The following is a 14,835-nucleotide window of genomic DNA, read 5'->3' on the forward strand; positions in this document are numbered from 1 at the left end:
TCAGGCCCCACCTTCCCTCGCCTGCATTTCATCCAGCCCCACTCCTCCCCTTTTCCGGTTTGCACGGCGGCCCGTTCGGCTGTCCGCGATCCGGCTGGCGATGGCATGAAGGGCTGGTTTCAGGAGCACTGAGCATGGCTATCAATCGTCGTACCTTCCTGCGTTCGTCCGCCATTTCCGCTGCCGCACTGTCGGCGTTGAGCTTCAAGAGCCTGTCGGCCTTCGCCGCCGACGACGCGATCAAGATCGCCTCGCTGTACGACAGCTCGGGCGGCCTGGACATCTATGGCAAGCCGATCGTGGATGCACTGACGTTCGCCACCGAAGAGCTGAACGCCCAGGGCGGCCTGCTCGGCCGGCCGCTGAGCCTGATCAAGTACGACACCCAGTCCAACATGCAGCTGTACGCCCAGTACGCCCAGCAGGCGGCGCTCAAGGATCGGGTGGCGGTGGTGCATGCGGGCATCACCTCCGCCTCCCGTGAAGTGGTGCGCCCGGTGCTGGACCGCTACAAGACGCTGTACTTCTACGACAACCAGTACGAAGGCGGCGTGTGCGATCGCAACTTTTTCGGCACCGGCGTGACCCCAGGCCAGACCGTGGAGAAGCTGGTGTCCCACGTGACCCAGAAATGGGGCAAGAAGGTCTACATCGTCGCGGCGGACTACAACTACGGGCAGATCGTCACCGCCTGGGTGAAGAAGTACGTCGAGCAGGCTGGTGGGTCGAGCGTGGGGATCGAGTTCTTCCCGCTGGACGTGACCAACTTCGGCGCCACCATATCGAAGATCCAGGAAGCCAAGCCGGACTTCGTCTGGTCGGCTCTGGTCGGCGGCGCTCACATGTCGTTCTACCGCCAGTGGAAGGCTGCCGGCATGACCGGCAAGCTGCCGATCGCTTCGACCACCTTTGCCGGGGGCAACGAGCACATCGTGCTCTCGCCCGAAGAGTGCAACGGCATCCTGATCTGCCAGAACTACGTGCAGGAACTGCAGACCCCACTCAACACCGCGTTCGTCGAACGCTTCCACACCCGCTTCGGCGCCGACTATCCGTACATCACCGAACTGGCGATGGGCGCCTATCAGGGCATGATGCTGTGGGCCGAGGGCGTTCGCCAGGCCGGTTCGATCGAGCGCATGGCGGTCATCGAGGCGCTGGAGAAAGGTATCAGCCTGGACCTGCCCAGCGGCAAGGTCAGCATCGACCCGGCCACCCACCATTGCATTCTGGACGTGCACATCGCCGAGGTGCGCGATCGCCGCCTGGAGGTGGTGCAAAGCTTCGCCCAGCAGGCCCCTTCGGACACCGCCGCGGTCTGCGACCTGGTCAAGAACCCGCGTGATGCCAAGCAATACAGCATCGCGCTGTAAGGAGACGGACATGGATTGGGCCGCGATTTTTTCCCTGCAGATCGTCGGCGCCATCGCCACGCTGGTGCTGCTCAGCATCGGTCTGGCGGTGGTGTTCGGCATGATGAAGATCATCAACCTGGCGCATGGCGAGTTCATGATGCTCGGCGGTTACGTCGCCGTCCTGGCAACTCACCATCTGCACGTGCCGATCTGGATCTCGATCCTGGTGCTGGCGCCGCTGACGGTGGGCCTGTTCGGCATGCTGGTCGAGCGCTTGCTGATACGCCACCTCTACGGCCGCATGATCGACACCATGCTGGCCACCTGGGGCTTGAGCCTGGCGCTGACCGGCACGGCGACCATGCTGTTCGGCAACACCACCGTGGGCATCAGCTCACCGTTGCCGGGCATCACCCTGGGTACCTATCAAACCAGTGGCTACGGGCTGTTCGTCATCGCCGTGGCCGTGGCGGTGTTGCTGGGGATGTGGGCGCTGCTGCGCTTCACCCAGTTCGGCCTGTGCGCCCGGGCGACCATGCAGAACGCCAAGATGGCCGCCGCTCTAGGTGCCAACCCCGGACGCATCTACAGCCTCACCTTTGGCCTGGGTGCGGCCTTGGCCGGGCTCGGCGGCGCGGTCCTCGCACCGCTCACCGGGGTGATCCCGACGCTGGGCGCCAGCTACATCGCCAAGGCCTTCATCACCGTGATCGGCGGCGGCAGCGCTGTCATCACCGGCACACTGAGTGCGGCCGGTGCGTTCGGCGTCATCAGTCAGGTGGTGACCTTCTTCAGCACCCCGGTGTTCGGTGAGGTGGCCCTGTTGCTGGCCGCCATCGTGTTGATCCGCGTGTTGCCTCAGGGCATCACCGGTCGTTTCTTTCGGAGGGCGTTCTGATGCCTGTCACATTTCGTGATCTGCTGCCGGTGCTCGGCTGCGCGCTGGCCGCCGTGCTGGTCGGCGTTCTGCCGTATTGGCTGGACCTGTTCACCCTGCTCTCGCTGACCATCTACCTGGTCATGGCCCTGCTGGCGCTGAGTCTGGCGTTCATCTGGGGTTTCGGCGGCATACTGTGTTTCGGGCAAGCCGCGTTCTTCGGCCTGGGGGCCTATGCCTATGCGGTCGGTGTGCTGAACATCGGCGACAGCACCTGGCCGGTATTGCTGGCCATTGCCGTGCCCGCCCTGTTCGCTGCGGCCATGGGCTACTTCATGTTCTACGGTGGCATCAGCGATGTGTACCTGGGCGTGATCACCCTGGCGGTGACGCTGATTCTGTTCAACGTGATGAACTCCACCTCGGGCAGCGAATACCACATCGGCAGTGCGCTGCTCGGCGGTTTCAACGGCATTCCGGCGATCCCGACGCTCAACGTGCCGTTCGATCCCGAGCGCGTGCTGGAGCCCGAAACCTTGTTTCAGGTGATCGGCGGCGCCTTGATCCTCTGCTACCTGGGCCTGCGCGGGCTGCTCGCCAGTCGCTTCGGCAAGGTAGTGGTAGCCATCCGTGAAAACGAGCAGCGCGCCGGTTTGCTCGGCTATGACACGCGCCTGCACAAGCTGATCGTCTTCAGCCTGGGCGGCGGCATCGCTGGCCTGGCGGGGTGCCTGTACGCCAACTGGGGCGCGTTCGTCAGCCCGGGTGTGTTTGGCCTGGCGCAGTCGGCGCAGATCATCATCTGGGTCATCGTCGGCGGTCGCGGTACCTTGTTCGGGCCGATCCTGGCCTGCATCAGCCTGCAGGCGCTGATGGCACGCCTGGGCGAACAGCAGGCGGTGGATAGCGGCCTGGTATTGGGTGCGATCCTGCTGACCTTCGTCATGCTGCTGCCGCGTGGCTTGCTGCCCAGCCTTGGCACGCTGGCCGGGCGCGTGTTCGAGCGTCGTCCCGCTTCCACCAGCGCCGTGCCACAGGAGGGCGCCGTATGAGCGTGCTTCTGCAAACCCAAGGCTTGGGCGTCAGTTTCGGCGGCGTGCACGCCGTAAAAGCGGTGGATTTCACCCTGCACCGCGGTGAACTTCGCTGCCTCATCGGTCCCAACGGTGCCGGTAAAAGTACGTTCTTCAAACTGCTCAGCGGGCAGTTGAAGCCGACCCACGGCAGTTGCCACTTCCAGGCCGAGCGCATCAGTGGCCTACCGCCGCACCGTATCGCGCGCCTGGGCATCGGCATCAAGACGCAGACACCCAGTGTATTCGACGGCCTCGATGTACTGGAAAACCTGCGCCTGGCCGCCAGTCGCAACCAGAGCGCCGCGCAGGCCCGGCAAACCGCCGAGCAGACGCTGCAACGCATCGACCTGAGCGAACACCGCCACCGTCTGGTGGGCGACCTGGCTCACGGTCAACGGCAATGGGTCGAGCTGGGCATGATCCTCGCCTCGAAGCCGACCCTGGTGCTGCTGGACGAGCCCGCTGCCGGCATGACCTATCAGGAGGTGCGCAAGACCGCCGCCCTGATCAAGGAGATCAACGCGCACAGCACGGTGGTGGTGGTCGAGCACGACATGGAGTTCATTCGCCTCATCGCCGGCACGGTCACCGTGTTCAACCAGGGCGCGGTGCTGGCCCAGGGCAGCTTTGCCGAGGTGACTCAGGACCCGTTGGTGCGCGAAGCCTATCTGGGCAAACAGGAGATCAAACATGCTTGAAGTCAATGGATTGTGTTCCGGCTACGGGCGCGTGCCGGTGCTGCGCGACATCGCTCTGCGCGGCGCCACCGATAGCTGCATCGGCGTGCTCGGCCGTAACGGCATGGGCAAGACCACCCTGCTGCGCGCGCTTATCGGCGAGCTGCCGGCGCTGTCGGGCAGCGTGCAGTTCGCAGGCCAGGACCTGAGCCGCGCCGACGCCAGCCAGCGGGCACGGGCCGGCATCGGCTACGTGCCCCAGGGCCGGCAGATTTTCCCGTTCCTGACCGTCGGCGAAAACCTGCGCATGGGCTGCGTGAAGCACTTCGCCCAGGCCCCGGCCACCATCGAGCGGATCCTGGCGTATTTCCCACGTCTGCAACGGCTGCTCGACCAACCCGGTGGCGCCTTGTCGGGCGGCGAACAACAACTGCTGGCCCTGGCGCGCTGCCTGTGCGGCAACCCGAAGCTGATCCTGCTCGACGAACCCACCGAAGGCATCCAGCCCTCCATCTGCGACGAGATCATCGAAACCCTGCAACGCCTGCGTCGCGAACAAGGCCTGGGCATCATTCTGGTGGAGCAGGACATCGACTTCCTGACGGCGCTGGCCGATCGCATCCTGATCATCGAGAACGGCCAACTGGTCGATGAAGTCGACCCCGCCAGCACCACCGCCGAAGCGCTTGCCGAGCGCTTCATGGGCTTTCATTCCTGAGGATTCATCGTCATGTCCATTCAACGTCCCACCCAGGCTGAGCTTGCCGACACCGGCCGCCAGCTGGGTCTGCACCTGCAAGCACCGTTACTCGAGCAATACGCCGACATCCTCGAAGCCGTCTGGCAGGACTATGACCGCCTCGACCAGTTGCAGCCTGCCAGCGTCCCGCAACGCTACCCCAGAAGCGCCGGGCACCTGCCGACGCCTGGGCAGAATCCCTACAACGCCTGGTACGTGCGCACCGATCTGCATGGGGCGGCGGGCGGCAAGCTGAGCGGCAAGCGCGTCGCCCTCAAGGACAACATCTGCCTGGCCGGGGTACCCATGATGAATGGCGCCTCGACCCTGCAAGGGTACGTGCCGGACGTCGACGCCACCGTGGCCACGCGCGTGCTCGACGCTGGCGGCAGCATTCTGGGCAAGGCCCATTGCGAGTTTTTCTGCGTGTCGGGCAGCAGCCATACCAACGCCACGGGCGCGGTGCACAATCCGCGCAATCCGGGCCACTCCACCGGAGGATCGTCTTCAGGCTGCGCCGCGCTGATCGTCGCGGGCGAAGTGGATCTGGGCATCGGCACCGATCAAGGCGGTTCGGTGCGCATTCCGGCGGCCTATTCCGGTATCTACGGGATGAAGCCGACCCATGGGCTGGTGCCCTACACCGGCATCATGCCCATCGAAATGACCCTGGACCACGCCGGCGTGATGAGCGCCACGGTGGCCGACAATGCCCTGCTGCTCGAGGTACTTGCCGGTGCCGACGGCCTGGATCCGCGCCAGGATCGGCAGATGCCGGTGCAGGCCTACACCCAGGCGCTCGGCGCGGGTGTTTCAGGGCTGCGCATTGGCGTGGTCAGCGAGGGTTTCGGCCACGCCAATTCCGAAGCCGACGTCGACGCCGCGGTGCGCCGGGCGGCCGGCTTGTTCGCCGAATGGGGTGCGCAGGTGGAAGAGGTTTCCATCCCCCTGCACGCGCTGGGTCATGCCATCTGGACGCCAATTGCCGTGGAAGGCACCACGCAGCTGCTGCGCGGCTACAATTACGGTTCAAACTGGAAAGGCTTGTACGTGGAGAGCCTGATGCGCGCGCAACACGACTGGCAGCAGCAGGCCGACGCGTTCCCCCATGACCTGAAAACCTGCCTGCTGGCAGGCCACTATGCCCACCAGCGATTCGGCGGCCAGTACTACGCCCGGGCACAGAACGCCGCGCGCCAGCTGCGCGCCGCCTACGACGAGCAGTTCACCCGCTATGACCTGCTGCTCATGCCGACCGTGCCACTCAAGGCGCCGAAACTGCCGGCCGCCGATGCTACGCCCGTGACCTGGGTCACCCGCGCCCTGGAAATGAACGCTAACACCGCCCCGTTCGATGTCACCGGCCACCCGGCCATGTCCATCCCCTGCGGGCTGGCGGCAGGGTTGCCCGTGGGCCTGATGCTCATCGCCCGTGATTACCATGAGGCGACCCTCTACCAGGCCGCGCACCACTTCGAACAGCACATCGACTGGGAAAGCCTGAGCTCATGAACGGCGACGATTACAAGGTAGGCCTGCTGTTCTCCCGCGCCAGCCTCACGGCGGCGTCGGAAACCGCACAGGCCAACGCCACCCACCTGGCCATCGCCGAGATCAACGACAGCGGCGGCATCGGTGGCCGTCGCCTGACGGCCATCGACGGCGACCCCGGCGCCGATCCGAACGATTACCGCGACAGCGCGCTGCACCTGTGCGACCACCATCAGGTGCAGGTGCTGTTCGGCACGCACATGTCGAGCACGCGCAAGGTCGTGCTGCCGGTGGTCGAAAGCCGTCGGCGCTTGCTGTTCTATCCAACGTTGTACGAAGGTTTCGAATATTCGCCGTACTGCTTCTACACCGGCTCGGCCCCCAACCAGAATTCGCTGCAACTGGCCCGCTACGTCCTGCAGACCTATGGCGGGCGCGTGCTGTTCGTGGGCGGTTCGTATGTCTACCCCTACGAATCGAACCGCATCATGCGCGAGCTGTTCGAGCAGGCGGGCGGCAAGATCGTCGACGAGATCTACCTGCCGTTCCACGCCACCGCAGAGGACTTCGAGCGGGTCATGCAGCGGGTGCGCGAGACCGCACCCGACGCCATCTATTCGACCATCGTCGGCAGCGACATTCCCTCGCTGCACCGGGCCTACCACCAGGCGGGTTTCGATCCTGCACGCGTGCCCATCGTCAGCCTGGCCACCAACGAGGTCGACGTGCAGGCCATGACCGACGAAGAAGCCGAAGGCCACATCTCGGCCGCACCTTGGTTCTCGACGTTGCAGACGCCCGCCAGCCAGGCGTTCGTCAGCCACTATCGCGCGCGCTTCGGCGAAGGGGCCGCCATCACTGCCGGCGCCGAGGCCGCCTATTTTCAGGTGCACCTGTTCGCCCAGGCCGCGCGCCGCACCGCCGACGATTCGGTGCAGGGCCTGCGCGAAGCCCTGGCCGGCGCTCGTTTCGATGCGCCTCAGGGCACGGTGCAGATCGACCCGCAGACCCAGCACACCTGGCTATGGCCGCGCATTGCCCGGCTCGACGACCGACGCCAGTTCCAACTGGTGCTGGAGAGCGCCGAAGCGGTGCCGCCGAGCCCCTACATGGTCGACTACCAGATGGACGCACAGCCATGAGCTGCCGGAGGCCGAGATGACCAGCGCGCCGTCCCTGCTGCGCGAACTTAAGGGCCTGCGCGTGCTGGTGATTCACCCCCAGGACGGTGAGGCGCGCATCGTCCTCGACCAGTTGCAGCGCATCGGCTGCATCGTCGAACAGCGCTGGCCGGTGCCCACGACGTTGCCCGAAGCGGTCGACGTGGTGCTGCTGGCCGTGGAACTCAGCCAGCGCAGCAACACGCAGACACTGGTGGAAAGCCTGAGCGAACAGGCGCCGCCGATCATCGCCGTGGTCGGCTACGAGAACCCGTCGATGCTGCAACTGGTGCTGGAAACGCAACCGGCGGCGGTCATCGAACGGCCCTTGCGGCCATTCGGTCTGCTGACCCAGTTGCTGATGGCGCGCGCCGCCTGGAGGGCGCGCATCGACATGCTCGCCGAGCTGCGCAAGCTGCAAAGCCGGCAACCGGCGGTGTCGAAGATCTCCATGGCCAAGGCGCTGTTGATGGCCCGCCATCGCCTCGGCGAAAACGATGCCCACCGGCGCCTGCAACGCGAAGCCATGACGCGCCGGACCAGCATGGAAGCCATCGCCCAGCAGATCATCGATGCCGATCCACCGGCCGAACCCGAACAGCCGCCGCCCCGGCCAGGTGCGGAAAACAGCTCCCCCCCATGACAAGAATACGAGGTTAACCCCATGCAAGGATTCACCTTCAGCAGCACTGCCCACCTCATCTGCGCCACCGGCAGCGCCGCCGGCCTGGCCGAACAATGCGCCAGCCGCGGCGCCCGGCGTGTATTGCTGGTCACCGACGCCGGTATCCTCAAGCACGGCCTGCTCGACAGCGTGCTGCCGGGCTTCGCCAGCGCCGGTATCGAATACGCGGTGTACAGCGATGTGCTCGCCGACCCGGCGGAAGCGTTGGTGCTGGCCGCCACCGAGCAGGCACGGCGCATGAACGCCGACCTGATCGTCGGCTTCGGCGGCGGCAGCTCCATGGACACCGCCAAGCTGGTCGCCTACCTGGCGCACCCCGCACACCGACAGGGCCTGAGCGACATCTACGGCGTGAACCAGGCCACCGGCCCGCGCCTGCCGTTGATTCAGGTGCCCACTACTGCAGGCACCGGATCGGAAGTCACGCCCATCTCCATCGTCACCACTGCCACCGGCAAATCCGGCGTGGTGGCGAACCAGCTGTTGCCGGACCTGGCGATTCTCGACGCCCAATTGACCATCGGCCTGCCCGGCCCGGTCACGGCGGCCACCGGCATCGACGCCATGGTGCATGCCATCGAGGCCTACACCAGCAAACACCGCAAGAATCCCCTCTCCGACCTGCTGGCGCGCGAAGCCTTGCGCCTGTTGTCGACCAACCTCGAGCGCGCGGTCAACACGCCGCACGACCTGGAAGCCCGCCAGGCCATGTTGCTGGGCGCCTGCCTGGCTGGGCAGGCGTTCGCCAACGCGCCGGTCGCCGCCGTGCACGCACTGGCGTATCCGCTGGGCGTCAGCTTCCACCTGCCCCATGGCCTGTCCAATGCGCTGGTTCTGCAACAAGTGCTGCGTTTCAACCTCTCCGCGGCCCAGAACCTGTACGCCGAACTTGCCCCCGTGGTGCTGGGCGAACGCCTGCAATTGGGCGACGCGGCCCAGCAATTCATCGACGAATTGCTCAGGCTGCATGAAGCCACCGGCCTGCCGCTGCGCCTCAGCGAAGCCGGCGTGACCCGCGAAAGCCTGCCGGAACTGGCTCGCAGCGCGATGCTGCAGCAACGGCTGCTGGTCAACAATCCGCGCGAGGTCAGCGAAGCCGATGCACTGGCGATCTACACCGCGGCGTTCTAGATCCTCGGCAAACAGCGCGCCGTGGCAGGGCGCGCTGTCCATCGCATCAAATACATCGATGTTAACTATCGTTAAACAACGCTTCACATTCCCCTTGCCAGACGCTTAGATGCGCGACTTATAGACATCGTCCCGCTTTGGAGCTTCACGTGTACGCCCGCCCCGATCTGAAATACCCGCTCCTGTTCGCCCTGGCCAAATGTTCGGTTGCCGTTTTGTGTTTTGCCATGGTGTGGCTGGACATTGCCGTGTTTCACACAGAAATTCTGGAAATGTCATTCACCGAGATCACCCAGGAACTGATGCTTGCGCTGTGCGCCCTGCTCTTTTGGACCGCCCCGGGAACCGGCCGCAAAGGCGGCTTCGAATTTCTCGCTGCGGGCTTCTTCGCCTGCCTGCTGACCCGCGAGCTGGACGGCCTGTTCGACCCCATCAGCCACAGCGCCTGGCTGTGGCCCTTTCTGGCCATCGCTGCGGTGGCCATCGGCAACGCGGTAAGCGCCAAGCACAGACAGCAAACTGTCCAGGCGTTGGGCGCGTTCATGCGTACCCCGACGTTCGCCGCGTTGGCGACGGGCTTCGCGGTACTGATCTTTTCCAGGATCTTCGGCATGGGTTCGTTCTGGCATCAGGTCATGGGCGACAGCTACCAGCGCCTGGCCAAAACCACCGCCGAGGAAGGCGTGGAACTGCTCGCCTATGGCATCTGGCTCTGCGCCAGCTTCGAGTACTGGGTCAAATGCCGGCTTGCTGAAAGCTGGAGCCCTCAAACCGCAACCTCTTGATGTGGAGCCCGCCGATGACCACTCCATCGCCCGTACTGTTCGTCTCCCATGGCTCTCCCATGTTCGCGGTCCAACCTGGCCCTGCGGGCAAACACCTGGCCGAGCTGGGGCGTGAACTGACGCGGCCTCAGGCCCTCGTCATCGTGTCCCCGCATTGGATGACCCGCGGCGAGATCGGCGTGACCGCAAGCGCAGCTCCCGCCACTATCCATGACTTCGGCGGCTTCCCCGACGCGCTGTACAAGATTCAATACCCGGCGTCCGGCGCACCGGCCCTGGCAGCGCAGATCGTCGACATGCTCAAGACCGCTGGCTGGAGCGCCCGTCTGGATGCCGATCGGGGTCTGGACCATGGCGCCTGGGTACCCCTGCTGTACCTGGCGCCAGCCGCGGACATCCCGGTGGTCCAGGTTTCCATGCCGGCGTCGCTCGACACCCGCGAGGCGTGGAAGCTGGGCCAGGCGCTCAAGCCATTGCGCGACATGAACGTGTTGATCGTGGCCTCGGGCAGCCTCACGCACAACCTCTACGAGTTCCGCGGCGCCACGCCCCACGGCGCTCAATACGTCAAGGATTTCGCCGCCTGGACGGCCAAGACCCTGGCCTCGGGCAATCTGGAGTCGCTGCTCGACTACCGGCAATACGCACCCTCGGCCGAGCGCGCGCACCCGACGGACGAGCACTTCCTGCCCCTGTTCATCGCCGTCGGCGCGGCGGGTGAGCAGTATGAAACGCGGGTGATCGAAGGTGGCGTGGAGTATGGGGTGTTGGCGATGGACAGTTATTTGTTTACGTAGGGAGGCGAGCACCAGATGCACGCGCGACCAACAGAGTGACCAACACTACTGAAATGGACGTCTTCGTTACCACTCCTCAGGGCGCTCTGCATGCTGGTGCAAAATTCGATACACCAGAATGACATTGCCTTTCAGGGTGTAGATCGCACGGTAGGGATACCTCGCGAAGATCAGCTCCCTGCAATCGGGAATGCCCGATGCCTTCCCCAGTTGGGGAAACACCTCCAACTGGCTCAGGCTATCCAACATCTGAAAAATGGTTTCTTCTGCTTTTTCGGGTCCTCTGAGCGCTTCGTGGTGCTCATGAATCCCGTCGAGATCACTTGCCGCCTTGCTGGTTAATGCGACTTTCGGCACGCGCCACCCACTTAGCCTTCACGGCATCTAAATCGACCAAGTTGCCTGCCTCTGCATCAGCAATGCCTTCTGCTACAGCACGAAAATGCCACGACTCGGATTCCACATAGCGGGCCAAAGCACGTTTCAAATGGTATTGGCGATCTCTATCGGTAGCTTCGGCGAGCTGATCGAGCTGATCGATCAGCTCTGCTTCCACACGAAAAGAAAGAACGGGCGAACCCATGGCAGTACTCCTGACATAACTGTTTACGCTGTATACATCCGCGCACAGCGTAAACACTACCCTCGCTTTCCTTGTTAAGCAACCCTCCGGGTCTGAGCAGAAGACCGGTCGCACCTACAAAAGGCCAAGTGGCTGTGAGTGTGTACTGGTGAATTCAACATTGTCTGTACGGTATCGCTGGCCGGGTCGTGAGGTACTTTCACTTCTACAACATCCCAGAGACCATACGGACATGCTCATCGACCTGCTGCCTGCCTTCGCCCTCTTCGCTCTGGTGTCCTCCATCACCCCCGGCCCGAACAACACCATGCTGCTGGCCTCGGGGGTGAACTTCGGTTTCCTGCGCACCATTCCCCACGCCCTAGGCATCAGCCTGGGGTTCATGCTGCTGGTGCTGGCGGTCGGACTGGGCCTGGGTGAAATCTTCACCGCCGTGCCCTGGACCTACACTGCCCTGCGCTGGATAGGCGCGGCCTACCTGCTTTACCTGGCATGGTGTATCGCCACCTCAGGCAGCGTGAGCGAAGCAGGAGACCAAGACAGCACGCCAATGACCTTCCTCGGCGCCGCCGCCTTCCAATGGGTCAATCCCAAGGCCTGGGTAATGGCGGTCGGCGCCATCACTACCTATGTGCCGGCGCAGGGCTACGTCTACAACGTGATGGTTATCGCTGCGGTGTTCGCACTGGTCAACCTGCCCAGCGTGTGCGTCTGGGCCGGCTTCGGCAGCGTCCTGCGCAACGTGCTGCGAGTACCGCGCTGGTTGCGACTGTTCAACTGGAGCATGGCGGCGTTGCTGGTGCTGTCGTTGTATCCGTTGTTGCAGAGCCCGGCGCCAGTGTGAGGTGCATATCCGGCTGACTGAAACAGCAGATTGGATGCTGTTGAAACAGACACGGCTTGCCGCCCTTTTGGACACGCCGACGGCGTTCGGCGTGAGCTATCAGACTGCGGCCCAGTACACTGACGAGCAGTGGAAAGAGCGAGCGTCGTCCGCTGGAACCGCATTTTGGCTGGCGTTCGACGGTGACCGACCGATCGGGATGGTGGGTGCGGCCGTTGGTGGTGAAGGTCGTTATTGCTTGATCGCCATGTGGGTCGAGCGTGCTGCACGGGGTTCTGGAGTGGCTGCTGGGTTGGTTGATGCGGTGAAGGCTCGTGCCGAGGTAATTGGAGTGGACGGGATTTATCTTGACGTTTGTCCAGAAAATGCACGGGCCGCGCATTTCTATCTCAGGCAGGGCTTTGTGTTTCTGGATGAATGGGAACCTTTGGAAAGTCATCCGCATATCTGGGTTCAGGCGATGTATTGGGCTGTTGGGTGATGGGCTAGGCTTGGAATGTGCGGGATGGTTTTAGTGTTGCGCACGTTGTGATCCGCTCGTTGCTCGGGCCGCTTTCGGCCCAAAGCAGACGTCGATGAATCAAGTCACCGCGCCCATGCCCCTTGGTTGCGCGGCAGCTTAACCCCTGTCTGCGGGCCTCTAATGAGGCGCAACTTACGCTCGGACGGAATCACGTCCATAAGCTTTTCAGGGGAATGATGTGCCGCCCGGTGCGCGTAGTTTTTGTTGCAAGTCACATTTTTCGAGTTACGGCTACCTCGTAATCTTAGGCCACTGCCCAAATGTCCGAATACCATGAACGGTAATTTCGGCCACGTCGTCTTGCGCATGAGTTCTGGCAATTTTTGAATTTCTGGAATAGTTGAAGGCAGAGAAAAGTCTTGCCCTTCGCGCCGAACATGATGCTGAAGCGTCGTGAGGTGACTCACGGGCGGGTCTGCAAGGATTAGCCGGGGCTGCGGAAAAGCACAGGGCTTGAAATCTCAGAAATGCCGTCTACTCAAGCACCGATTTTTCTGATTACAATGAGAAATTTAGGAAGTATTGCGAAGGAGTACATATGCACTCCTATCGGAGGTTCGCTAAATCGGCCATCTCCCAAACACGCAACGTTAGCTCTTATCTAAGGCAAAGATCTCGACCGCCTTCGCCAAGACTTTCGCCCCCACTCCCTTCACCTTGGCGAGCGATACCTTGTCCAGCTTTCCGTTGAGTACGCGCGCTTTGATGATTTCTTTTGCCGTGGCACGACTAATGTCTAGAAGCGCTTCCAGCTCATCAATGGTCGCATCATTAATATCGCGAGAGGCTGAAGGCTTGCTCGTAGCAGTCATGTATTCCAACAAATCTGCAATCGCAAGGTATGTATGAAAGACCGCTTTAACTGCTTCCAGCTGCGTTACATCGGCATGGACGCCTTTGTTCGCAATTCTGTTTGTCCGTTCCAGCCAAGAGCCAAGGTAATCAACATGCGACTTGGCCAAATCCCGATTGCTTTCGGACTCGATAGCCGCATCCATGAATGCCCAGAGTCGATTGACGTACTGCCCTTGGCCAAGTGGTCGCCCTTTGGCGTTTGACTGCCCGGCAGGGAACAGTTCGTCCGCGATGCCCTCAAGCAGCCTTCGGCAAGACGTTAACGCCTGAGACCACTCTTCACTATTGGCCCCCGAAACCGAGCGAAAGGCAATCATCAGCTGTTCAGCCAAGACCGGATTGAGATCTAGAAGCTTGTCATCTACCGCTGCTTTGAGCAGATCAAAACTGTTGGTAACCGTGCCTGAGAACTTTAGTTGGTTATGCAACAAAGACAGGTGTTCGTGCGCTTTATTTTTTATGTATGCAATATGTGTAGATAGATTGATTTTGTAATAAGAGCCGTCATTTCCGCGTTTAGTGCGCACAAGATCCGCGTACCGCTCTTCAATGAAGCCAATGCTGGCGTAACCGCCGCCCTTTTCATTAAATTTTACATTTATCTCTTCATTACTGTAATGATATTTTTGATTAAGGCCAATGCTTTCGAGCTTTTTTAAAGACTCACTCACCTCTTTGTCACGTTCAGAGTCATCACCCTTTGGCCTATCTTTACCTAAAACCTTCATGAGGTTTTTCAATTCCGGCACGTAGTCTGAATGTGCCATCTGGATCTGGCACCAGATCTGCACATCCTTATTCTCCAACAACGCGGAAGCGCGCGTAAGCTTCTGCACCGCGCTAGATACCAGGCCCTTAGGAGAATCCAAATCCTTCAGCCCGTCCTCAACCAACCTTAATGCTTCAGCCTTTTGTGTCATCGAAGCTCCAATTTGTAGCTTTTCGTCATGGATCTAGGCGCGCGCACCTGTCACAAGTAGGAGCAGGAGGCGCCCCCAGCCAGAAGCGTGTGCTGTAGTCGTTCAACCCGCCGATGTAGGTATCGGGTTAGGCTTGGTAGGTACCAGGAATCTCTTCCGGACTACCTCCCTCAGAAATAATTTTACCTAATGAAGCGCTGATCGGCGTAGCTTTTCCCGCTCCGAAGACTTCGGTCATCTGCGAGATTTGCGGCTGGGTTTGCCCAAGAGCCTCAATTGATGCCCTGCCTTTGCTGGCGGTGTGCAGATGGAAGGCAATGCCTCTCGACGTAGAGCT

The 14,835-nt window shown here is 62.1% G+C and carries 16 protein-coding genes; 13 read left to right on the forward strand and 3 right to left on the reverse strand.

Features of this window, described 5'->3' with window-relative positions:
• Positions 1 to 134: 134 nt before the first annotated feature.
• The 11 genes from ASF66_RS09440 (at position 135) to ASF66_RS09490 (ending at position 10,773) form a co-directional block, all read left to right on the forward strand.
• On the forward strand, positions 135 to 1,373 hold the full coding sequence (locus tag ASF66_RS09440; protein WP_056843648.1) for an urea ABC transporter substrate-binding protein: 1,239 nt from the start codon (positions 135 to 137) through the stop codon (positions 1,371 to 1,373).
• A gap of 10 nt (positions 1,374 to 1,383) precedes the next feature.
• Positions 1,384 to 2,253 carry an ABC transporter permease subunit gene (locus tag ASF66_RS09445; RefSeq protein ID WP_056843649.1) on the forward strand — a complete coding sequence of 290 codons (870 nt, stop codon included), beginning with the start codon at positions 1,384 to 1,386 and terminating at the stop codon, positions 2,251 to 2,253.
• The gene (locus ASF66_RS09450; RefSeq protein ID WP_056843650.1) at positions 2,253 to 3,284 is read left to right on the forward strand and encodes an ABC transporter permease subunit; all 1,032 of its coding nucleotides are present in this window, start codon (positions 2,253 to 2,255) and stop codon (positions 3,282 to 3,284) included. The genes ASF66_RS09445 and ASF66_RS09450 overlap by 1 nt, the downstream gene beginning before the upstream one ends.
• Positions 3,281 to 4,006: an ATP-binding cassette domain-containing protein gene (locus ASF66_RS09455; protein ID WP_056843651.1), complete on the forward strand. Its 726-nt coding sequence runs from the start codon at positions 3,281 to 3,283 to the stop codon at positions 4,004 to 4,006. The genes ASF66_RS09450 and ASF66_RS09455 overlap by 4 nt, the downstream gene beginning before the upstream one ends.
• Positions 3,999 to 4,703: an ABC transporter ATP-binding protein gene (locus tag ASF66_RS09460; RefSeq protein ID WP_043185626.1), complete on the forward strand. Its 705-nt coding sequence runs from the start codon at positions 3,999 to 4,001 to the stop codon at positions 4,701 to 4,703. The genes ASF66_RS09455 and ASF66_RS09460 overlap by 8 nt, the downstream gene beginning before the upstream one ends.
• A 12-nt stretch (positions 4,704 to 4,715) precedes the next feature.
• On the forward strand, positions 4,716 to 6,236 hold the full coding sequence (locus ASF66_RS09465; protein WP_056843652.1) for an amidase: 1,521 nt from the start codon (positions 4,716 to 4,718) through the stop codon (positions 6,234 to 6,236).
• The gene (locus ASF66_RS09470; RefSeq protein ID WP_056843653.1) at positions 6,233 to 7,357 is read left to right on the forward strand and encodes a transporter substrate-binding domain-containing protein; all 1,125 of its coding nucleotides are present in this window, start codon (positions 6,233 to 6,235) and stop codon (positions 7,355 to 7,357) included. Before ASF66_RS09465 ends, ASF66_RS09470 begins: the two co-directional genes overlap by 4 nt.
• A 16-nt stretch (positions 7,358 to 7,373) precedes the next feature.
• Complete coding sequence (locus tag ASF66_RS09475) at positions 7,374 to 8,018, forward strand: ANTAR domain-containing response regulator (protein ID WP_056843654.1); 645 nt, start codon at positions 7,374 to 7,376, stop codon at positions 8,016 to 8,018.
• 21 nt (positions 8,019 to 8,039) lie between these two features.
• A complete protein-coding gene (locus tag ASF66_RS09480) occupies positions 8,040 to 9,191 on the forward strand; it encodes an iron-containing alcohol dehydrogenase (RefSeq protein ID WP_056843655.1) in 1,152 nt (383 codons plus the stop codon).
• 149 nt (positions 9,192 to 9,340) lie between these two features.
• On the forward strand, positions 9,341 to 9,976 hold the full coding sequence (locus ASF66_RS09485; protein WP_056843656.1) for a hypothetical protein: 636 nt from the start codon (positions 9,341 to 9,343) through the stop codon (positions 9,974 to 9,976).
• A 14-nt stretch (positions 9,977 to 9,990) separates the two neighbouring features.
• Positions 9,991 to 10,773: a DODA-type extradiol aromatic ring-opening family dioxygenase gene (locus ASF66_RS09490; protein WP_056843657.1), complete on the forward strand. Its 783-nt coding sequence runs from the start codon at positions 9,991 to 9,993 to the stop codon at positions 10,771 to 10,773.
• Between the two features lie 66 nt (positions 10,774 to 10,839).
• Here the strand turns inward: ASF66_RS09490 and ASF66_RS09495 are convergent, their stop codons facing one another.
• Both ASF66_RS09495 and ASF66_RS09500 read right to left on the reverse strand, forming a co-directional pair.
• The gene (locus ASF66_RS09495) at positions 10,840 to 11,130 is read right to left on the reverse strand and encodes a type II toxin-antitoxin system RelE/ParE family toxin (protein ID WP_056843658.1); all 291 of its coding nucleotides are present in this window, start codon (positions 11,128 to 11,130) and stop codon (positions 10,840 to 10,842) included.
• Entirely contained in the window at positions 11,093 to 11,356 is a 264-nt protein-coding gene (locus ASF66_RS09500) for a CopG family ribbon-helix-helix protein (RefSeq protein WP_043185612.1), read from the reverse strand. The genes ASF66_RS09495 and ASF66_RS09500 overlap by 38 nt, the downstream gene beginning before the upstream one ends.
• Positions 11,357 to 11,588: 232 nt before the next feature.
• Here ASF66_RS09500 and ASF66_RS09505 point away from each other — a divergent pair, with 232 nt between their 5' ends.
• Positions 11,589 to 12,200: a LysE family translocator gene (locus ASF66_RS09505; protein WP_056843659.1), complete on the forward strand. Its 612-nt coding sequence runs from the start codon at positions 11,589 to 11,591 to the stop codon at positions 12,198 to 12,200.
• Positions 12,201 to 12,234: 34 nt separating this feature from the next.
• The gene (locus ASF66_RS09510) at positions 12,235 to 12,681 is read left to right on the forward strand and encodes a GNAT family N-acetyltransferase (RefSeq protein WP_442962763.1); all 447 of its coding nucleotides are present in this window, start codon (positions 12,235 to 12,237) and stop codon (positions 12,679 to 12,681) included.
• 632 nt (positions 12,682 to 13,313) lie between these two features.
• Here ASF66_RS09510 and ASF66_RS09515 read toward each other — a convergent pair.
• Positions 13,314 to 14,498: a ComEA family DNA-binding protein gene (locus ASF66_RS09515; protein WP_177331295.1), complete on the reverse strand. Its 1,185-nt coding sequence runs from the start codon at positions 14,496 to 14,498 to the stop codon at positions 13,314 to 13,316.
• Positions 14,499 to 14,835: the final 337 nt, after the last annotated feature.

Source organism: Pseudomonas sp. Leaf129 (assembly GCF_001423465.1).
Lineage (GTDB): Bacteria > Pseudomonadota > Gammaproteobacteria > Pseudomonadales > Pseudomonadaceae > Aquipseudomonas > Aquipseudomonas coleopterorum.